A 20,137-nucleotide genomic window follows, 5' to 3' on the forward strand; every position below is an offset into this window, starting at 1 on the left:
TTGTAATTAACCGAGGAGCATATTCTCGTTATGTACTCAAACTGGCTTACTATTTGTGTACATTGACACAAATAAGCGTCTGTGGTATTCAATAAAGTAGTTACAAAACAAAGGCTTTTCCTAATGTCGAACAAGTTTAACGCCAACGCCCTTGCGGAATACAGTAAGTCCTACGCTCGGCGGATCGCATCCGATTTCTACCAGCATCATCCGACCATCAATGGCCCGCAAATATTGTCGCTTACCCCTATTAATCAGATTAACTTATTTGTGATTAGTAGTTTATCTGACAAGTGGCAGGCCGATGCGGCCAAATTTCGTAGCCCTTACTTTGATTTTACCAATGCCGATGTAGAAGAAGCGCTTCGAAATTTTATGAATGTGGTGTCGCAGCATATATCTGTTCGGCGCGAACACCTCGAACCGCTACTGGCCGATGCCACGCGACGGACGATTATCATGATTTTCGACCCCAGGGCCTACTTTGATGACATGTTGCGTACCCAGCCGGAGTTTACACTGACGGCCGACGCCGTTAAGCAGATGGTTAGGTACACGAAGATCAACCAGTTTATTCCTACGCATATTTTGCAGCGTATGAATGGGAAGCCGTTCGTTTATGTGAATCAGGCACTAAGTTATTTAGACGAAGCCCTGACGCAACGTGGTCATGAGCTGGAGCACTACGATAAGTTTGTGTCGCTGTTTTCGGAGAAGCTACCGATGGATGTGCCGGCCCTGCTTCGGAGTCATGTGCCCGATAACATTCCGGCACCGCCCATGCGCTCCTTCTTCGATACGGCTACCGAGCCGAGTGTGCCGCCAGCCCCGCTGGTTGCTCCCGATATGATGTTATCGAAAGACATGCCAGCCGAGACAATACAGCCTAATGAACCAGCTGCTCCCGTTCCGCAGGAAATGCCCGTGCCGGTCGTATCTGAGAAAAAAGCAGACGAGGATATGGCCTCTGGCGGTGCAATGTTTTTAGGTGGTAATGCCGGCCCCGACCCAGTTGCACCCATTAGTCAGCCATCGCAGGTGTCAGCGACCGATACAGACATCAAGCAATCGGCCGTAGCCGATAATTCGTCATCGGACAGTTCAGAAGAAAACAAGCCAACATTAAACGATACGCTGCGCGAAGCGGTACCTGCCGAACCCGCTACGGTGGCCGAGAAATTTAATCGGGCACCGATCGAGAGTGTCGCGCGCAGTATTTCGCTGAATCAGAAATTCAGATTTATCAACCAGTTGTTTAATGGGAATGCCGTGGCTTATAATCAGGCCGTGGAAGAGATCGATACGCTCAACAACTATGGGCAGGCGCTTGATTTGATTTCCTATCGTTATGCCTCGCAGTATCTGTGGGATATGAGTAGCGATGAAGTAAGCGAACTGGTCGAAATTCTGAAACGGCGATTCGCGTAGAGACTCATTACTACATCCCCGGAGTTGACCACCTATAGACAGTCAACTCCGGGGATTTATTTTGATGGATAGGGTTTGCCAGTAAAAAAAGAGAACGCGGATAGGACGGATCGAACGGATTTTAACCGACAAACCTGGGAGCAATCATTTTATCGGTTAAAATCCGTTCAATCCGTCTCATCCGTCGGGGCCACCCATGCGGTTTCTATTTTTCAATCATTGATTGGGTAAAACCATTTATGTTGAAAAGTCCTCTCTTCACAAATTAGCCTTATGTAACTATATAGTCTTTAATGGTGTCTTTTTGAGGTAGCGTTCGTCTAATGCCCTGTTGTATACAGTTGACAGATAAGGGCTTTGCGAATTGTTTACCTAATCTTTATTCTTGGCTGGCTGGCTACCGGCACGGCTTTGTCTCAAACCGGTAAGTCCTCGTCTCAACCAGCCAATCGCTCGGCCGATGCGATCAGCCAGCACTTACAGGATTTATTCCCGGTGCAGACGGAAGGAATCGACTATGCGTCGGTGTATGATGCCTTAACGCAGTTATACGCCAATCCGCTCGATCTGAATGTGGCCTCGCGCGATGAACTGGAATCGACTTATCTCCTCACCCAGCGTCAACTGTCGAACCTGGAAACCTACCGGGCCGAATTCGGCGATCTGCTGTCGGTATATGAATTACAGGCAATTCCTGATTTTGACATACCCACTATTCGACGCTTACTGCCCTTTGTGACCGTAACGGCGGACAGAAATCTGTTTGGGGCGTTGGCTACACCAACAGACAACTATCTGATCGTTCGCTATGAGCGGGTCATGGAACCGCAAAAAGGGTTTTCGGAGGCTACACCGGATAATAAAGGAAATCTCCCCACGCGATACGTGGGTATTCCGGGGCAGTGGTACGCCCGTTATCGGTACAGTCGCCCCCGTGCTTTTAGTATCGGGCTAACCCTGGAGCAGGACCCCGGCGAACAATTGGGCTGGCAGCCATCAGCCCGTCGGTATGGCGTAGATTATGTGTCGTTTCATGCACAGATACAAAATCGGGGTAAGTGGAAAAATGTGCTGCTGGGTGATTATCAGCTTCAGGTAGGGCAGGGGTTGGTGTTGTCGGCGGGTTTTGTGCTGGGCAAAAGTGCCGAAACCGTACAGACCGTGCGTAGGCCAACGCTGGGAGCCCGGCCGTATACGTCACTGACCGAATACGGCTATTTTCGGGGCGCTACCGCCACCTATAGCCTTCGCCCAACGCTGGACATAACCCTGCTGATGGCCCGAAACCGACGCGATGCCAACACCGTTGCCGACAACTCTTTGGATGGTTTAGTGGCGACCTCCCTGCAAACGTCGGGGCTGCACCGCACCCAATCCGAAATGGACGACCAGGGCAGCCTGCTGGAAACGAATATCGGTGCGCATCTGCTTTACCACAATCGGCAGCAAACCCAGCTTGGGGCAACGGTGCTGCAAACCACGTTCGATACGTTCTTCCGCCGGCGTGCTCTGCCCTATAATCAATATGAATTTACGGGGAAACAGAACCTTGTTGTCGGTGTGCATGGCGGCTATGTCCGGCACAACTGGAATCTGTTTGGCGAAGTGGCGCATAGCCGTGGCTCGGCAACGAACTCGGGCGGGTTTGGGGCGGTAGGCGGGGCTCTGATCAGCTTGTCGAAAAAAGTGGATATGTCGATGATCCTGCGCCATTATGACCGTAATTTTCATAGCTTTTACAGCAACGGCTTCAGCGAAGGCAGCCGCACGATCAACGAATCGGGGGCGTATGCGGGTCTTAAATATACCGTCTATCGGAAATTAACCGTGGGCGGATTTGTCGATTACTTTCGTTTCCCATGGCTGAAATACCTGGTCGATACACCCTCAAAAGGCTTCGATTACCTGCTGCAGGCGCGGTACACCCCCGACCGAAAAACGGCCTTTTACGCGGTGTATCATGAAGAACATAAGCAGAAAAACCTGACGATTGACAAGGTGAAGGCGGTTGTGGGCACAACCCGCCGGAGTTATGCGCTCAATGCCGAATATGTGCTTATGCACGGCCTGTCGCTACGGTCGCGGGTGCAGTGGGGTGGTTTTCAGTATGCGGGCCAACCGGCTTCGCGTGGGTTTGCGATCGTGCAGGATGCCACGCTGGAAGTCAGACGGCTGATCCTCAGCGGTCGCGTGGCCTTGTTCGGGACCGATGATTACGATAGCCGTCAGTATGTGTATGAGCGCGATGTGCTGTACGCGTTTTCGTTTCCGGCTTACTTCGACCGGGGCGTCCGGCATTATGTACTGGCGCAGTACAACCTTAGCCGTCATCTGGACATCTGGGTGCGCTGGGCCAGAACCGACCTCACCAATCAGGATACCATCGGCTCCGGTCTCGACCAGATCGATGCATCGCATAAGTCAGAAGTGAAGGTGCAGGCTCGCTGGCGGTTCTAGCGGGACTTTTTCAAAAGTCGTATCTTTACCAACCGCATGAACCAACCTAACTTCCGTTATGGGTCTTATTAAGCCAATCGGTACGCTCGACCGAAACATCTCGAAGACGGCTATTGTCAAGCTGGCGAATGAGCACGCGCACCAGATCATTGAAAGTGGTAACTACGACTTGCTGAAGACGTACGTCGAGATGAAGCGCTACGAGTTGTACATCAAAACGATTATCAGCAAACTCAAAGCTATTTCGACCTTACAGGCGCAGGTTATGCGGGAGGAGGATCAGAAACCTGAGCTGGAAGCCACCTCCCAGTCGGCCAGTTTACCTGCTCTGACCCCGTTGGATGGCGATGGGGACGTGGTAGATGAACAGGCGGTTGTGCGGAAGAACACCATTCATTATGCCAGTGCCAGCGTTCAGATCACCAAAAAGGTTGTCTACGACTTTACGCAGGATACTGAATGGAAACGCCTGACCGATGCCATTGCCCAACTGAAAATCGAACTGAAACAGCGGGAAGAGTTTCTGAAAAGTCAGGCAGACACGCCCGTTCAGCAGAGCGAGAACATCATGGTGCGCTTGTAGGGGCCTGGGGCTGCACCTTACTTCTGCATTTCCCGAATCAACTTGTTGGCGTTGATAAACTCGTTCAACTCATTTACGTTCGAATGCGTAAGGGTACTGCTATCGCCCTGCCAGAGTTTTTTTCCTTCGTAGAGGAACATGATTTTTTCGCCGATCTCCATCATCGAGTTCATGTCGTGCGTAATCACGACGGTTGTGATCTGAAACTCGTCGGTAATTTCTGAGATCAATTGATCGATTTTGATGGACGTCAACGGGTCCAGGCCCGAGTTGGGCTCATCGCAGAACAGGTACTTGGGGTTCAGTACAATAGCGCGGGCGATACCCACCCGTTTTTTCATCCCCCCACTGATTTCCGATGGCATCCGGTCACCCGCATTCTCCAGGCCAACGCGTCGAAGGCACTCCTGCGCCCGTTCCACCTTTTCGCTTTCGGACTGATCGGTCAGCATGTCGAGCGGGAAGCGCACGTTTTCAAGCACCGTTTTTGAGTCGAACAGTGCCGACCCCTGGAACAGAACGCCCATTTCCCGACGAATGGCTTTCTGGGCGTTGAGGTCACTTTCCAGAAAATTCCGGCCATCGTACAGCACTTCGCCTGAATCGGGTTTGACCAGCCCAATCATACACTTCAGCAGCACACTCTTGCCCGTGCCGCTGCCTCCAATGATCAGACTGGTATCGCCGGGCTTGAAACTGCCGTCGATGCCGGCCAGCACCTGCCGACCATTGAATGATTTCGTTATATTTTTAATATCGATCATAAGAGTGAAAGAGTGAAAGAGTGAAAGAGCGAAAGAGTGAATGGCGTGGTTGCTCATTCACTCTTTCGCTCTTTCACTCTTTCACCTTTAAGTGAGTAACAACTGGGTCAACACAAAGTCGGCGGCTACGATGGCGATGCAACTATTGGTAACGGCCGAGGTTGATGCGGCACCCACTTCCAGCGCACCACCGCTGACATTGTATCCCTGATAGGCCGAAATGGTCGAGATCAGAAAAGCGAATACAACCGTTTTGATCAGGGCAAACGCCACACCAAAAGGTTTGTAGTCGAAACGGAGACCCGTAACATATTCTTCCGGAGAGATAACACCCGCCAGCGTTCCGGCGATATATCCACCCAGAATGGCCAGGAATGCCGCCATGATAACCAGCAGCGGAAACATCAGCACCGACGCAATGACCTTTGGCAGAATTAGATAGGAACTTGAATTGATGCCCATCACTTCCAGCGCATCGACCTGCTCAGTAATGCGCATGGTACCCAGCTCACTGGCAATGTTCGAGCCGACCTTGCCCGCCAGTACAATGCACGATAGTGTTGGGGCCAGCTCCAGAATGGAACTGTCGCGCACGATCAGGGCGATGATGTACTTGGGAACGAATGGGTTGGTGAGGTTATAGGCCGTCTGAACGCAGGTAACGGCCCCAATGAATATGTTAACCAGCGCAACGATAAAAATAGACCCGACGCCAATCGACGTGCATTCATTTAGAATAAGGTTCAGATAAACGCCAAGTTTCTCGCGGTTGCGGAAGAGCGTCCCTAAAAAAATAAAGTAACTGCCTATTCGTGACATAAAAGCGTGTAGAAAAACGAAGGAATCTCGTCGGTATGGTCTTGTGGGTATCCATTCGGGAGAACCCCCGTAAAGACAGAATGGTTTCTAACGTAACTTGCGCCATAACTTATACCGGTCATCACCGGTTTTAAAACGACGACAGGCGGCCCGATATCGGTGGCAGCTGATTACGTTTATCCTATGAATCCATTAATTGTTGTAACGGGCGGTTCTAAAGGAATTGGCCGGGCCATTGCCAAGCGGTTTGTGGCTGAGGGCTTCGACGCGGTTGTTTGCGCGCGTTCGGTCGACGGTATTGACGAGCCGGGTTTACTGCCCGTTGCCGCCGATCTGTCCACCCGGGCGGGCGTCGATACGCTGGTTGGCTATATCCATTCGCTCAACCGGCCCGTAGATGTACTGGTCAATAACACGGGTATTTTTCATCCCGGTCAGATTCAGAACGAAGCCGAAGGTACTTTCGAAGCGTTGATGAACACCAATGTCGCCAGTGCTTACCACCTGACCCGTGGCCTGTTGGGGGGCATGATTGCCCGTCGGCAGGGGCATATCTTTATGATGTGTTCAACGGCCAGTATTACGGCTTATACCAATGGCGGGTCGTACTGTATCTCGAAATTTGCGCTGCTAGGCATGAGCCGTGTGTTGCGGGAAGAGCTGAAGCCGCATGGTGTGAAAGTAACCGCCATCCTTCCCGGCGCTACGCTGACCGACAGTTGGAGTGGGACGGATTTGCCCGAAGAACGTTTTCTAAAAGCCGATGATGTGGCCAACAGCGCCTGGGCGGCCTATTCGCTTTCGAAGAGCGCCGTGGTGGAAGAGATGCTTATCCGACCGCAGCTGGGCGATATCTAACCAAAATCATAGACCCTTTAATCAGTAAACTGAGCGTAGTGACAGGAACGAATGCCTAACGACTATCTACTTTTTGTATCTTGCGCCCGATTTACAGTTCCTGACCTGCAAACTGTTCACTATTAACTGACTATTATTACGAATGGCTTCCGTTGAGTATCTGGGTATTGACGTGGGCGGCACGAACGTCAAAATGGGTATTGTCGATGCCAATACCGGTAAAATCTCTAATTTCTATAGCCATGACACCATTAGCTGGCGGGAATCGGGACACTTTGTTGAGCGCTTTGGCGATGCTGTAGCGTTGCAATTATTAGCGAATAAGGATGTTAAACAAGTGGGCATCGGCTTGCCGGGAATGCTCAACCGCGAACGCACGATTCCTCTCGAAATCACGGCCATCCCCGAAATAAACGGAATACCGATGGTTGATTTGCTGAGTAAGCGGTTTCCGGGTACCCAGTTTTTTCTGGCAAATGATGCCAATGCTGCGGCTCTGGGCGAATACTACTTTGCTGAAGAAAAGATAACCGAAAACTATATTTTTATAACGCTCGGAACGGGCGTAGGCGGGGCCGCTATCATCAACAAGAAAATTTTTACCGGTGGTGATGGTAACGCGATGGAACCCGGCCACATTCCGTCGCGGAATGGCCGGGTGCTCGAACGCAATATTGGTAAAAAAGAACTGCTCGATCTGGCTAATCTACGCCGGAAAGAATACACCGGAGAGACGCACCTGGCCGACGATGGCTCCATTTCAACAACGGGGCTTGTTGCTGCCGCTGCCGAAGGAGACGAACTGGCGCTGCAAATCTGGGCTGAAGTAGGTGAAATGCTGGGCGAAGGACTGGCCGCGCTGATCAAAATTCTGGACATCAAGCAGGTATTGATCGGCGGGGGCTTATCGGCTTCGTTTGACTATATCCTGCCTGCCGTTAACAAAACACTCGATTACTGGCTCAATGACTATTATAAAAATGGTCTGAGCATCAAGCGGGCTACCCTCGGAAACGACGCGGGCCTGCTGGGAGCCGCTTCACTCTGTTTTGAATAGCAAAAAGGGAGAAAGGAGAAAGGAGAAAGGAGACGAGAGGGAGAAAAGGGAATGACAAGCGCGAAGCTGTTCCTCCTTTTGTCCCTCTCGTCCCCTTCCTCCTTTTTTAAATAACATTGACCTCGGGTGTGATTGTCACGCCGAATTTTTCGAGTACGGACTCCTGTACCTTTTTGGCTAAAGTCAGTATCTCTTCGCCCGTTGCGCTGCCATAATTCACCAGCACCAGCGCCTGTTTGGCATGAACGCCCGCATCGCCGGAGCGGTACCCTTTCCAGCCCGCCTGTTCAATGAGCCACCCCGCCGGGATTTTAACGATGTCGTTGCCCATCGGATAACCCGGTAAAGCCGGGTACTGGTCCTTTAGGGAATCGAACTGCGTTTGCTGAATTTCGGGATTCTTAAAGAAACTGCCCGCATTCCCAATTTGGGCGGGGTCCGGGAGTTTACTGCGCCGGATACGAATTACGGCTTCGCTAATGGCTTTAATGGATAACGTCTCCTCCGAAACGCCCATATCGGTTAGTGTTTCCTGAATGGCTCCATACCGGGTATGAAACGTAGGTTGTTTATCCAACTGGAACGTAACGCTTGTGATGATGTACTTGCCTTTCAGCTCCCGTTTGAACACGCTCTCCCGGTAGCCAAAGGCGCAGTCGGCATGCATGAAGGTCTTCTTCTCACCAGTCTGCATGTGCACGGCAGTGAGCGATTCGAACACCTGTTCCAGCTCAACGCCATAGGCGCCAATGTTCTGCATGGGCGCAGCCCCAACCGTACCGGGTATCAGCGACAGGTTTTCCATACCGGCATAGCCATGGCTAACACAAAATAAAACAAGCTCATGCCAGTTAACACCCGCCCCCGCCGTTACGTAAACATGTGTGTCGTTTTCCCGGATAATGTTTATACCTTTGATATTTATTTTGACAACCAGCCCGTTGAAGTCATGACAGAGCAATACATTACTGCCTCCGCCAAGAATGAGCTTGGGTTGATCGACAAAGTCAGTTAGTTGAAGCAACGTTTGAAGATCGTCTTCAGCGTTGATCTCAACCAGATACCGCGCATTGGTGTCTATTCCGAATGTATTGTATGGTTTAAGCGATACGTGGCTTTGTATATTCAGCATCTACTATAGGTTGTAAGCGCTCAAAATTAACCAAATTATGGGATGGGGCAGCAGCTATATAAATAGGTTAACACATTTACAGTGACAAATAGTTATTTTTGCCACTTCATGTAAGGATGGTTATGCAGTGGGGATTCAGTAAAATCGTTATAGTGGGCGTATTTATAATGACCGGTTGTGCCGGCAGTCGTTCGGTTACAACGGCTGTTGACTATAACAGTTATAACGAAGATCTATCGTCTGTACGTCCCACATACAATGCGCTTCCTCCCTTTGCACCGGCTACTACGTCACCCGCAAAACCCCCCGTTCCGTCGACGACGCCACCAGCTCCGCGGAAAACGGATATGCGCAAGCCAGGTGCACCGATAGAAGCGTTACATATTAACCGGCGGCTCGATATGGTACTCGATACCATTGCCACCAAAAACCGTTCGATACGATATGCACCGGGCTTTCGGATTCAGATATACGTAGGTACTCAGCGAAAAGAAGTTGACGCAGCAAAATTGTTAATTTCACAGAATTTTCCTGAGCTTAGTCCATATTTGACTTTTAATCAGCCGACATATAAACTGAAAGTGGGTGATTTTATTCGTCGTATGGACGCCGAATGGTACTATGCTTCTATAAAACGTTTGGTTGAATCAGCACAGCTGCAACCCGACAAGATAGATGTTCGTCGTAGTCTCCTGATAAAATAAGTTATCGAAATTTCACTTTTGTTCATTCTGAGTGTTATATTTGGCTTATTTTAAAAGATATTATATTCTATTTGTTGTTATTAATATACTATGAAAAAAGCATTAATTACCGGTATCACTGGTCAAGATGGGGCTTATCTTACCGAACTGTTGTTAGAAAAGGGATATGAAGTACACGGTATTAAGCGCCGGAGCTCATTATTCAACACACAGCGAATTGATCACTTATATGAAGATCCACATGAAAAGAAGGTGCATCTCAAACTTCATTATGGTGATCTTTCTGACTCCGCTAATATAATTCGTATTATTCAGGAAGTACAGCCCGACGAAATTTACAACCTTGGCGCTATGTCGCACGTGCGGGTTAGTTTCGACGAGCCCGAATATACAGCCCAGGTAGATGGCATTGGTACGCTCCGTATCCTGGAAGCCGTTCGCCTGCTTGGCCTGACCGAGAAAACACGTATCTATCAGGCATCAACGTCTGAACTTTATGGCGGTGTTCAGGGGCATGCGCAGTCAGAAACGACGCCATTCTACCCCCGCTCTCCCTATGCCGTCGCTAAGCTTTACGGATACTGGATCACGGTTAACTACCGCGAAGCCTATAACATGTTTGCCTGTAATGGTATTCTGTTCAACCACGAATCACCGTTGCGCGGAGAGACCTTCGTAACCCGCAAAATTACACGGGCCGTGGCGCGGATAGGCCTGGGCTTACAGGATAAAGTGTACCTGGGTAATATGGATTCGCTGCGCGACTGGGGCCATGCCAAAGACTATGTTGAGGCTATGTACCTGATTCTGCAACAGGAAAAACCCGAAGATTTTGTGATTGCTACCGGCGTAACGACCAGTGTTCGGGATTTTGTCCGGATGTCCTTTGCCGAAATTGGCGTTGAACTCGAATTCACCGGCGAAGGCGTTAACGAAGAAGGAAAAGTTGTTAGCTCAACGAACCCTGACTTTGCGGTTGAAGTAGGTAAAACTGTTGTTTGCATCGATCCTCGTTATTTCCGCCCAACCGAAGTAGACCTTCTGCTCGGCGACCCAACAAAAGCGATGACCAAGCTGAACTGGACGCCCAAATATGATCTGCCGGCGCTGGTGAAAGATATGATGACCGCTGACATCGACCTCTTCCGGCGCGATCAGCTGCTGGCGAGCAGCGGCCACCAGGTACTGAATTATTTTGAATAAAACAGTCGATAAGTCAGTAAGCTGGCAAGTTGGTAAGTAATAAAACAAACGGTCGGGTTTTCGAAAACCCGACCGTTTGTTTTGCCTCAATATAAAAAAAGCGTCGGGTTAAGGAACCCGACGCCATAAAACACCATTCGGACTTACCGACTTACCGACTTACCGACTTACCGACTTACCGACTTACCGACTTTTACACCGGAACTGCGTAATAGTACATCCGTGAGCTGTTGGGATACATGCCGATCAGCATGAGCCCTTCGCCTTCTTTCACCGATGACATGATCGCCTGAAGGTCTTTCGTCGTTTTTACGTTCTTACCGTTCGCCTTCACGATGATGAAACCTTCTTCAACATCGGTTTCGGCTAATTTACCGTCCATGATTTTCTTCACCCGGACACCACCTGTTATACCAAGTTGTTTGGCTTCCTGAGCTGTTAACTCTTCGAAGTTGGCACCCAATGTACTCAGTGAGGCATTAACGGCAGTAGCTTCTGCTTTCTTGATCACATCGCGGCCACCGTTACGGTTGCGGAGTTCGACTTTAACGTCGCGCTCGCTGCCATCCCGGTTGATGGTTACGTTGACAATATCGCCCGGACGACGACGGCCAATGATTTCGCGCATCTGTGCTTCCGAATCCAGCGGCTGGCCTTCCATTTTCACAATAACGTCGCCTTTTTTCAGACCGGCAGCTTCAGCAGCCCCTTTCTCAACAACGTTTTCAACGTAGATACCACGACCTACTTTTGAGTTTTTCTCTTTAGCAACGGTGCTGTTCAACTCGACAGGCAGAATGCCCAGATAACCGCGTTGTACATTACCATATTTCAAGAGGTCGGCCGATACTTTCTTCACGAGGGATACAGGAACGGCAAATCCATAACCACTGTAGTAACCTGTGGCCGACGCAATGGCGGAGTTGATACCGACTAATTCGCCACGCAGATTTACCAAAGCACCTCCCGAGTTACCAGGGTTAATGGCGGCATCAGTTTGAATAAAGGATTCCAACGGCGTATCCGTCGCCTGCTTGTCGGTACGACCTTGCTGACGCTGAGCAAAATCCTGCTCCAGGATACCAATTTTACGACCTTTAGCGCTCACAATACCCGCTGTAACGGTCGATTCAAGATCGAGGGGATAACCAACGGCCAGTACCCATTCACCTAATTTCAGTGCGTCAGAATCGCCGAGCGTAATGGCTGGGAGGTTGTTGGCATCTACTTTAATAACGGCAAGGTCAGTTAGGGGGTCGGTACCAATTACTTTGGCTTTGAAGCTCCGCTTGTCGGTCATAATGACCTCTACTTCATCGGCATCTTGCACGACGTGGTTGTTGGTAACGATATAACCATCTTTACTGATGATTACACCCGAACCCGAAGCCTGGCCCTGCTGCCGGCGTGGTTGACGCTGGCCACCAAATTCGTCGCCGAAGAACTCCCGAAAAATATCAGGAACCTGTTGCTGACGTACGGTGCGGGTCATTGTGGTACGAATATGCACCACCATTGGCGTTACCGCTTCGGCAGCAGTCGAAAAATCGCCTGGTGCGGAGGCTGGTCCACCTGGCATAGAGGCCAGACGACTCGTGATCGTCGGAAATGGCGACGATTCGTTAAAAATTACATCCCGGTTGTTGAATCCCAACAGGTTGTAAGCGGCCAACGTTACAACACTCGAGAGGAGTGCCATCAACGCTAATAATTTCCAGTTGCTTTTCATGATTAAAATGGGAAAATCTAATTGCTTTCTTTTGTGTTGGAGTCAGATTCTGTCTGCTGGAGATATAACGGAAACTAGCTTCCGAAAAATCCGGGTATTGTGCGTCCTTAACAAAATTTAACAGGGCTTTGTTAAGGCAAATTTAGAATGGCAACAGCCTGTGAGCAAATGTCCCACAGGCTGTTGCCGCTGGGCCTGTCAGGCCTGATTAGCCACCAATCTCGATTTGACGGGGCGGCTTCACTTTGGCTTCTTCGCGCTTGGGAATTTCGATTTTCAGCACCCCATCGGTATACGAAGCCTGAATGTTATCCGCATCTACTGATGTAGGCAGGGTGAATGTCCGCTGAAAGGATGAATAACTAAATTCACGACGGGTATACCGTTCCGTAGTCTTATCGTGCTCTTCTTTCTGATTTTCCTGATAACCCGAAATCGTTAGGTTATTATGGTTCAGATTAAGTTTGAAATCTTCTTTTTTAAGACCGGGAGCGGCTACTTCAATGCGGAAGCCGTCATGGTGCTCGACCACGTTTACGGCCGGAACGTTTGTTACGCCAGCGCTATTCGTATTAAAAAGGTCGTTCATGTCGCGTCCGAAAAAATTCTCGATCAACGACGGCAAATGGTTGTTGGTTCGTGTTAACGGATTCATGACTGTTGTGGTTTTAGGTTTGATACTGGTTGTTTCTGTTTGACTAGTATTTTTCAAACTTTATGCCAATCCACTCAACTCCGCGATTGCCGCTATTTTGTCATTTTTCAATCGAGAAAATAAATAGAAAAGTGCCAAACTGACGCGTATACGGTCATTTTGGCGGAGTGAGTAACCATCAAGTCTTCTTTCCGATGAAGAATTCGGGTTGCAAACGTGTGGGGAGGGATCTACTTGAGGTCCAGTAGTTCGAAGGCCTTCTCGGCGGCTGCCTGTTCGGCTTTTTTCTTGCTGTAGCCGCTGCCTGTAGCAAAAGGCTCATCGTTGACAAGTACCTGTGAGATAAACTCACGGAAATGACTGTTCCCTTTTTCAGAAACGATTTCGAAGCGGATCTCTTTACCTTCCCGCTGCGCCCATTCGATCAGGCGACTTTTGTAATTACCATTGTTTTGTACGACCGACTCAATGTCGTAATGCGCCAGCAGGTCTTTCAGGATAAACTGACGGGAGAACCGGAATCCTTTATCGAGATACACTGCACCAACGAGCGCTTCGAGGGCGTCGCCATACATAGATGTGCGGGCGGGCAAACTCCGGGTACGGCTTCCGTCGTATTCAATGAGCTGGTCGAGGCCAATTTTGCGGGCAATGCCGTTCAGCGTTTCGCGGTTAACAATACGCGAGCGAATCTCGGTCAGAAAACCTTCGTCTTTGTAAGGGTACTTTTTGAAGAGGAACTCGGCAATGACCATGCCCAGCACCGCATCGCCCAGATACTCAAGCCGCTCGTTCGATTCGCGGAAGCCTTCGATCGCTGTTGCTTTTGAGGCTGAGGTGTGGCGTAAGGCCAGTTGATAAAGACCTAAATTGGATGGACGTGCGCCGATGATATGGGCGATAGAGCGACGCAGATTCTTACGAAGGTCTGCGTCGCCCGACCGGAACCAGGCCAGAGGATTAAATAAACTGCGTGGCAGAGCGATTTGCACGACTCAGCTAAGTTTACGGAAAATAACAATGGCGTTGTGGCCTCCAAACCCAAATGCGTTGCTCATTACGGTGGTCATAGAACGAGCCTGTGCCGTATTGAACGTTAAGTTGAAGCGCGGATCTACTTCTTCGTCGTCGGTGAAATGGTTGATGGTTGGCGGAACAAGCTGATGTTCCATTGCCTTGAGACAGGCGATGGCTTCAACGGCGCCCGCAGCACCCAACAAGTGACCCGTCATTGATTTGGTTGAACTGATGTTCAACTTGAATGAATGGTCGCCGAACAACTGATGAATGGCTTTTAATTCCTGCGGATCACCAATGGGAGTTGATGTACCGTGTGTGTTGATGTAGTCGATCTCATCGGGCGAGATTCCTGCATCATTCAGGGCGTCCTGCATAGCCAAAAACGCACCCAGCCCTTCCGGGTGAGGAGCCGTAATGTGATACGCATCGGATGACATACCCCCCCCGATCAGTTCGGCATAAATCTTGGCGCCCCGCGCCTGAGCGTGCTCATACTCTTCCAGAATGAGCGAGCCGGCACCCTCACCGAGCACAAATCCATCCCGATCCTTGTCATAAGGGCGGGAGGCTGTTTCAGGGGACTCATTACGTTCCGACAGAGCACGGTTGGCGTTGAAGCCGCCAATACCTGCCCGGGTAACGGCCGCTTCCGAGCCACCTACCACGCACATGTTGAGCCGACCTAACCGGATGTAGTTAAAGGCATCAATGATGGCATTGTTGGTGGAGGCACAGGCCGATACCGTCACATAGTTCGTACCCCGAAACCCATAGCGCATCGAAATCTGGCCCGATGCACTATCGGCGATCATGCGGACGATAAAGAACGGATTGATACGGGGTGTACCATCGCCTTTGGCGTAGTCGATCATCTCGTCCTCAAACGATTTGAGACCGCCAATACCTGAGCCCCAAATGACACCAACTTTGTTTTTGTCAATGGTATCGAGGTTCAGTTCGGAGTCGCGGATGGCTTCGTCAGTGGCAATAATGGCATAGTGCGTAAACGCATCCATTTTGCGGGCTTCCTGACGGGGGATGTACTGGGTAACATCCACGCCTTTCAATTCGCAGGCGAAGCGCGTGCGGAATTTGCTGGCGTCAAACTTCGTAATGGGACCGGCCCCGCTTACACCGGCGGCTAAGCTGTTCCAGTAAGAGGCTACATCATTGCCGATTGGTGTCAAGGCACCGAGGCCGGTCACTACTACTCGCTTGAGTGTCATACGGGTTTTACTACGTAATGGAAAATGAAAAACAACGCCGATACCGTATTTGTTGGCGTTGGCTTCAACGCTCAGTACCCTTTCCAATTGAGTTAATTGGAGAGGTACCGAGTTAATTCGTTATGACGTCTGTTAAATCTCGATGAGACTTATTTACCGATGTTTTTCTCCAGGTATTCGATGGCCAGGCCAACCGTAGAGATTTTTTCAGCCTCGTCGTCAGGGATAGGCAGGTTGAATTCTTTTTCAAATTCCATGATCAACTCAACGGTGTCGAGTGAATCGGCCCCTAAATCATTGGTGAAGCTTGCCTCTGGCGTCACTTCTGATTCTTCTACGCCTAATTTTTCAACAATGATATTCTTTACTTTCTGTGCAATGTCCGACATTTTAGTATTCTGTTCGAGTTAAAAAACTGCGCAAAGAAACGTATTTACCTTTGTATTATCAAACAATTTTTTAACGCGGAAATCGTTCGCTTGTACCCTTTATGCCTGCTTAAGTTTCTTAACGTCAGGTATTTAAGTTGTAAAAAAAGCGCCGATTACCGAATAACTACCGATTTGCAAACATAGGTTGGAATGATGCCGGTGCTCCGAATGAGAACCTCGGCGTCCTGTGGCTGCGTGTTTCCCGTGAGTACGAGGACGGTATCCAGCCCAAATTTATTGCCGCCCAGAATGTCAGTTCGGAGCGTATCGCCCACCATTAAAATATCGCGTTTGCTTACGTGAGCGGCATTTTCCACGTTCTCGTAGGCGAACATAAAAAGCTGCGCGTCGGGTTTGCCAAATTTGATAAACTGCTTGCCCACAATGGTTTCAATCATTTTGGCAACCGCCCCGATGGCAATGGAAACCCGGGTTTTGGAAACGGGATAGGTGTTGTCGGTGTTGGCGACAATGACCGGTATGTTTCGTTTGCGGAGCAGGTTCACCGTTTTGGTTAGATCGGTATTCCAGTCAAATCCTTCATCATCCAGCAACACCAGGGCGTTGATGTCGGCTACATCTTTGAGGTCCACCTGGCTGATAGGTAATGTTTTCAGGCCTGTGGTTTCGAGGTAGTGGGCTGATTTCTCGGTTCCCAGATAGGCTACTGTGCCGCTGGGTACTTTTAAATCCAGATATTCACGGGCCAGCATACCCGACGAGATAATTCGCTCGGGCGTAATGGCATAAAAACCCTGTCGGTAGTATGATTCAGCTAATTCCTGCGGACTGCGTGAGGCATCGTTGGTTAATACATAAAAATCTTTACCGTTGGCTTTGAGCCAGTCGAAGGTATGTTCAATACCGGGCAACAGACCCTCCGAGTTTTTCAGGACACCAAACGCATCGAAGAAAATAACTTTATACTTGGCCGCTACAGTTTTGAAATCAGTTAGTTGCATGAAGGCATACGTAAAAATGATTCGCCTAAAAATAGTCTACAAGGGAACGGAGACTTTATTATGACGATACTTTCAGAAGAATATTGGTAAAAATACATCATTAGCCGAATTTTTTGTCATAAGCCAGCGTGCGGTCAAGTCTGAAAGATGACTATTTACCTAACAGCGTACGCATATCAGCAATCAATTTGTCAATCTCCAGCAGTTGGGTTCCGTTGTAAATGCCCCGAATCCGACGGTTTTGATCCACCAGAATCAGGTGTTCAGTATGTAGGAATTCGGTCGAGTCTTTGGTGAAGCCAAGGGCTTCTTCGGCGAAGTAAGACCGGCGGGCCAGGTCGTAGATTTTTCCCCGTTCTCCTGTTAGCAGATGCCATTTGGCGGAGTCGATGCCTTTATCCGTCGCATAGCGCCTAAGCCGGGGAATGGAGTCGATCCAGGGCGTCACGCTGAACGACAGCATCTGAACGCCCGGCTCATGACGGAAGGTGTCCTGTACCGCCTTGAGCAGATTGGTCATTTTAGGGCAAATGCTGGGGCAGGCGGTGAAGAAAAAGCTGGCCACATAAATTTTGCCCGAAACAGTTTGCTGCGTAACGACAGCGTTGGATTGGTCCCGAAAGCTGAAATCGGCAATTCGGTGCGTGATCGTTTTGTCGACGGTGCCGGGGTCGCTGAGCCAGATGGGGGTAAAATCGGGGGTATTGTAATAAGGAACGGGGTCTTCGCTGGCTTGCGTACGGGTATCGGCCGATTGGCACGCGCTGATACAAGCGACCAAACCCAGTGCGAGACTAATGCGACACATTAACCGAATCCCAGACATTGACGCAATTTTTGACTCCTGTAAATCCATAGTTCCGGCCGTTACGAGCCACATAATTAACTTTTAAGGTGCCATTGGCGAACCACTGTTGCTGCGAGCCCGCTTCCTGGCCGTCGTGGTAATGGCCGAAGAGGGCAGGTTGCCCATTGGGGTACCACTCTTTACGACTTCCGTCGTACACGTCCTGCCGAAACTGGTACTGGAAAGCGGGTCTGCCCGATTCGAACCAGCCGCGCTGCTCGCCCTCCTGCCAGCCGTTCCGGTACTGCCGAACCTCTTTAAGTTTACGGTTATCATACCATTGCCGGTGGTAGCCCTCCGCCTGCCCCTGCAAAAAGGAGGCTTTGTAGAGCGTATCGCCAGTGGGGCCGAGCTGGTACTGCCAGCCGCTAAATAGTGTATCCTTTAGCCATAAGCGACCTTCCCGTTTCTGCCATCCAGCGTTATTGGAAGGTACATACACGTCGGGGATATCAACCGTCTCCGGCTTGTGTGGCTGGCAACCATACAAGCCGGAGAGCAGACAGATAAGGTAAATAAACTTACTGCGTAACCGTACCCGCTTTGCCATAGTATCCGCTGCCATTGAGGTATGGGTCTTCGGCGGTGATGTGATAGTGATAAATGCCGTTGGGATAATCAGTCGTTGCAGTCGTGTGGCCGTGATATTTGTCCAGATCGATATTGGTGATCGTTTTGCCATTTTCCAGCGGACCATAAACCGGAAATCCGTCCAGCAGAAAACCCAGCAGGGCATCTTTCCCTTTAGCTTTTGTCAGATAGGTCGGCTCCACATGGTAGTGATACTGGCCCTGCTGCTGCGGGTGTCCGTTGTATTGATCGAACCCGTTGATTTCGTTGGTCAATACCGCCCGCTGTGCAGCATACTGGTTATAAAAGGCGACACCATTTAGCGAGACACCGATAGCGCCCAGAGGGGTTTCTGCGTGGGCCGCATCGACGGTAGGATTCATGGGGATTTTAAACGTCAGGTTCACCTCACTAATGGTGTTTGGATTGACGTTAAATTTGGTGTTCGTGCCATTGTAGGCTTCATAGAGCGTACTTTCCCACTGGGTTCCTTTGTAATACGGGCTTTTGTGATCGGGACGACCTTTGGTCTTGATAACAACGTTGGTGCCTTCGACGTAGATTTCAGTGGCCCCGTAAATCTTCTTGTACACATCCGGAACGCCCGTGCCAATGCTGGTCGCCGTTGTGCTGGTTGTACCCGTTGTGGTGGTCGTGGTTGGCGAAACGTTGTTATCGTTTGTCTGGCAGGCGATAAAAGCCACAAAGGAGCAAAGGAGTGTCAGACTGGTTAGCTTGATGGGTGTATTGTTCATTGGGATTTATGTTGTTTTGGTGGGTTAGACGCTCTCCGCTGCCCATTCCTACGGGCGGGGTGGTAAATTACCGGGTAGACCTTCCGGCGGGCCACCACCATTGGGTCGAGGTGGGCGTTGCTGCTGGCCAAATAGTTTGGACAGATCGGCGACCAACTCAGTAAAATCCGCTTTTTGGTCTGGCCGACAAAGCGCTTTAATCTGGCCGAAATGAGCCAGATTAAGCTGAGCCAGCTGTTGTTGATTGATGCCAATCTGATGGCTCAGATCGTTTATCTGCGTTAAATTCGGCCGGTCGGCTTTCAGCAAACCGTAAAAATCCCAAAATAACTGCGTCGATTGATCGCGCAAAACCCTGACATCGGCCTGATGTTGATGAACCAGCGCCATGTACCTTGCCTGTTGATTTTCATCGAAGTGAAGCCGCCTGATGATCACCGTGGCGGGTTCCTCGGCACCGGGCCGGCCGGGCGGATGATCCGGAGGCCCCAGCTGGCCGGGCTTGAACACTAAATAACCAATGGTCAGGAGGTTAAGGAGAAGTAAGCCTATAGTTGCGAGGGTTAGTAGTTTTGTCCGTTCCATACATCATACAGTTGATTAGTCGCCGGGTAGAGCTGCATTTCTGTCGCAACCGTGTTCAGCTCCGTCGTCTGGGTCGCTGTGGCAGGGGCTAGCGATGTGGTGAGCTGCCAATTCAGCAAGGCCAGCAGGACAAAAGAGGCCGCGGCCAGCCATACGGTTCGGGCGGGTACATATACGGGTTGCGAGACAGCATTCAGCCGATCACGGATTTTGGCGAACAGAAACGGGCTCGGTTCGGTCCGTTGGAGGCTATTGACACTGTCCAGTATATCGTTTATCCATTTCTCTTGTTTTGGTTCCATAGTGCGTTAGACGACAAAGGTGAGCGATTCCTACGGCTGTACCCACGGGT

21 protein-coding genes are annotated in these 20,137 nt (G+C 50.1%); 7 read left to right on the forward strand and 14 right to left on the reverse strand.

Annotated features, from left to right (window positions below; translation table 11 throughout):
- Positions 1-123: 123 nt before the first annotated feature.
- The 3 genes from ACYVK4_RS23640 (at position 124) to ACYVK4_RS23650 (ending at position 4,468) form a co-directional block, all read left to right on the forward strand.
- Positions 124-1,428 carry a hypothetical protein gene (locus ACYVK4_RS23640; RefSeq protein WP_461130036.1) on the forward strand — a complete coding sequence of 435 codons (1,305 nt, stop codon included), beginning with the start codon at positions 124-126 and terminating at the stop codon, positions 1,426-1,428.
- Positions 1,429-1,785: 357 nt separating this feature from the next.
- Positions 1,786-3,885, forward strand: a complete 2,100-nt coding sequence (locus ACYVK4_RS23645; RefSeq protein ID WP_461130037.1) for a helix-hairpin-helix domain-containing protein — start codon at positions 1,786-1,788, stop codon at positions 3,883-3,885.
- A gap of 58 nt (positions 3,886-3,943) precedes the next feature.
- On the forward strand, positions 3,944-4,468 hold the full coding sequence (locus tag ACYVK4_RS23650; RefSeq protein WP_461130038.1) for a hypothetical protein: 525 nt from the start codon (positions 3,944-3,946) through the stop codon (positions 4,466-4,468).
- 17 nt (positions 4,469-4,485) lie between these two features.
- On the opposite strand, the gene ACYVK4_RS23655 is transcribed toward ACYVK4_RS23650, so the two are convergent.
- On the reverse strand, positions 4,486-5,232 hold the full coding sequence (locus tag ACYVK4_RS23655; protein ID WP_461130039.1) for an ABC transporter ATP-binding protein: 747 nt from the start codon (positions 5,230-5,232) through the stop codon (positions 4,486-4,488).
- 87 nt (positions 5,233-5,319) lie between these two features.
- A complete protein-coding gene (locus tag ACYVK4_RS23660) occupies positions 5,320-6,051 on the reverse strand; it encodes an MlaE family ABC transporter permease (protein WP_461130040.1) in 732 nt (243 codons plus the stop codon).
- A gap of 183 nt (positions 6,052-6,234) precedes the next feature.
- Between ACYVK4_RS23660 and ACYVK4_RS23665 the strand changes: the two genes are divergently transcribed.
- Together ACYVK4_RS23665 and ACYVK4_RS23670 are read left to right on the forward strand one after the other, a co-directional pair.
- Positions 6,235-6,909 (forward strand): SDR family oxidoreductase, encoded by a 675-nt coding sequence (locus ACYVK4_RS23665; RefSeq protein ID WP_461130041.1) that lies wholly within the window; start codon positions 6,235-6,237, stop codon positions 6,907-6,909.
- Positions 6,910-7,051: 142 nt separating this feature from the next.
- Positions 7,052-7,966 carry an ROK family protein gene (locus ACYVK4_RS23670; protein ID WP_461130042.1) on the forward strand — a complete coding sequence of 305 codons (915 nt, stop codon included), beginning with the start codon at positions 7,052-7,054 and terminating at the stop codon, positions 7,964-7,966.
- A 106-nt stretch (positions 7,967-8,072) separates the two neighbouring features.
- On the opposite strand, the gene murB is transcribed toward ACYVK4_RS23670, so the two are convergent.
- Positions 8,073-9,098 carry a UDP-N-acetylmuramate dehydrogenase gene (gene murB / locus ACYVK4_RS23675; RefSeq protein WP_461130043.1) on the reverse strand — a complete coding sequence of 342 codons (1,026 nt, stop codon included), beginning with the start codon at positions 9,096-9,098 and terminating at the stop codon, positions 8,073-8,075.
- A gap of 347 nt (positions 9,099-9,445) precedes the next feature.
- On the opposite strand from murB, the gene ACYVK4_RS23680 reads away from it, so the two are divergent.
- Positions 9,446-9,802: an SPOR domain-containing protein gene (locus ACYVK4_RS23680; protein WP_461130044.1), complete on the forward strand. Its 357-nt coding sequence runs from the start codon at positions 9,446-9,448 to the stop codon at positions 9,800-9,802.
- Between the two features lie 90 nt (positions 9,803-9,892).
- Positions 9,893-11,005, forward strand: coding sequence for a GDP-mannose 4,6-dehydratase (gene gmd / locus ACYVK4_RS23685; protein WP_461130045.1), 1,113 nt, complete (start codon positions 9,893-9,895; stop codon positions 11,003-11,005).
- 193 nt (positions 11,006-11,198) lie between these two features.
- Here the strand turns inward: gmd and ACYVK4_RS23690 are convergent, their stop codons facing one another.
- The 11 genes from ACYVK4_RS23690 to ACYVK4_RS23740 form a co-directional block, all read right to left on the reverse strand.
- Positions 11,199-12,734 carry a Do family serine endopeptidase gene (locus tag ACYVK4_RS23690; RefSeq protein WP_461130046.1) on the reverse strand — a complete coding sequence of 512 codons (1,536 nt, stop codon included), beginning with the start codon at positions 12,732-12,734 and terminating at the stop codon, positions 11,199-11,201.
- A 208-nt stretch (positions 12,735-12,942) separates the two neighbouring features.
- Positions 12,943-13,389 (reverse strand): Hsp20/alpha crystallin family protein, encoded by a 447-nt coding sequence (locus ACYVK4_RS23695; protein ID WP_461130047.1) that lies wholly within the window; start codon positions 13,387-13,389, stop codon positions 12,943-12,945.
- A gap of 230 nt (positions 13,390-13,619) precedes the next feature.
- Positions 13,620-14,381 carry a ribonuclease III gene (rnc, locus tag ACYVK4_RS23700; RefSeq protein WP_461130048.1) on the reverse strand — a complete coding sequence of 254 codons (762 nt, stop codon included), beginning with the start codon at positions 14,379-14,381 and terminating at the stop codon, positions 13,620-13,622.
- A 3-nt stretch (positions 14,382-14,384) separates the two neighbouring features.
- Positions 14,385-15,635: a beta-ketoacyl-ACP synthase II gene (gene fabF, locus ACYVK4_RS23705; RefSeq protein WP_461130049.1), complete on the reverse strand. Its 1,251-nt coding sequence runs from the start codon at positions 15,633-15,635 to the stop codon at positions 14,385-14,387.
- A 149-nt stretch (positions 15,636-15,784) separates the two neighbouring features.
- The gene (locus ACYVK4_RS23710) at positions 15,785-16,024 is read right to left on the reverse strand and encodes an acyl carrier protein (protein ID WP_012929621.1); all 240 of its coding nucleotides are present in this window, start codon (positions 16,022-16,024) and stop codon (positions 15,785-15,787) included.
- A 155-nt stretch (positions 16,025-16,179) separates the two neighbouring features.
- Complete coding sequence (locus tag ACYVK4_RS23715) at positions 16,180-17,028, reverse strand: TIGR01459 family HAD-type hydrolase (protein WP_461130050.1); 849 nt, start codon at positions 17,026-17,028, stop codon at positions 16,180-16,182.
- 151 nt (positions 17,029-17,179) lie between these two features.
- Positions 17,180-17,836, reverse strand: a complete 657-nt coding sequence (locus ACYVK4_RS23720) for an SCO family protein (RefSeq protein ID WP_461130051.1) — start codon at positions 17,834-17,836, stop codon at positions 17,180-17,182.
- Positions 17,823-18,440 (reverse strand): toxin-antitoxin system YwqK family antitoxin, encoded by a 618-nt coding sequence (locus tag ACYVK4_RS23725; protein WP_461130052.1) that lies wholly within the window; start codon positions 18,438-18,440, stop codon positions 17,823-17,825. The genes ACYVK4_RS23720 and ACYVK4_RS23725 overlap by 14 nt, the downstream gene beginning before the upstream one ends.
- Complete coding sequence (locus tag ACYVK4_RS23730) at positions 18,397-19,200, reverse strand: YHYH protein (RefSeq protein ID WP_461130053.1); 804 nt, start codon at positions 19,198-19,200, stop codon at positions 18,397-18,399. Before ACYVK4_RS23730 ends, ACYVK4_RS23725 begins: the two co-directional genes overlap by 44 nt.
- Before the next feature lie 48 nt (positions 19,201-19,248).
- A complete protein-coding gene (locus ACYVK4_RS23735) occupies positions 19,249-19,785 on the reverse strand; it encodes a periplasmic heavy metal sensor (RefSeq protein WP_461130054.1) in 537 nt (178 codons plus the stop codon).
- Positions 19,764-20,087, reverse strand: coding sequence for a hypothetical protein (locus tag ACYVK4_RS23740; RefSeq protein ID WP_461130055.1), 324 nt, complete (start codon positions 20,085-20,087; stop codon positions 19,764-19,766). Before ACYVK4_RS23740 ends, ACYVK4_RS23735 begins: the two co-directional genes overlap by 22 nt.
- Positions 20,088-20,137: the final 50 nt, after the last annotated feature.

The sequence above is a fragment of the Spirosoma aerophilum genome, assembly GCF_054782495.1.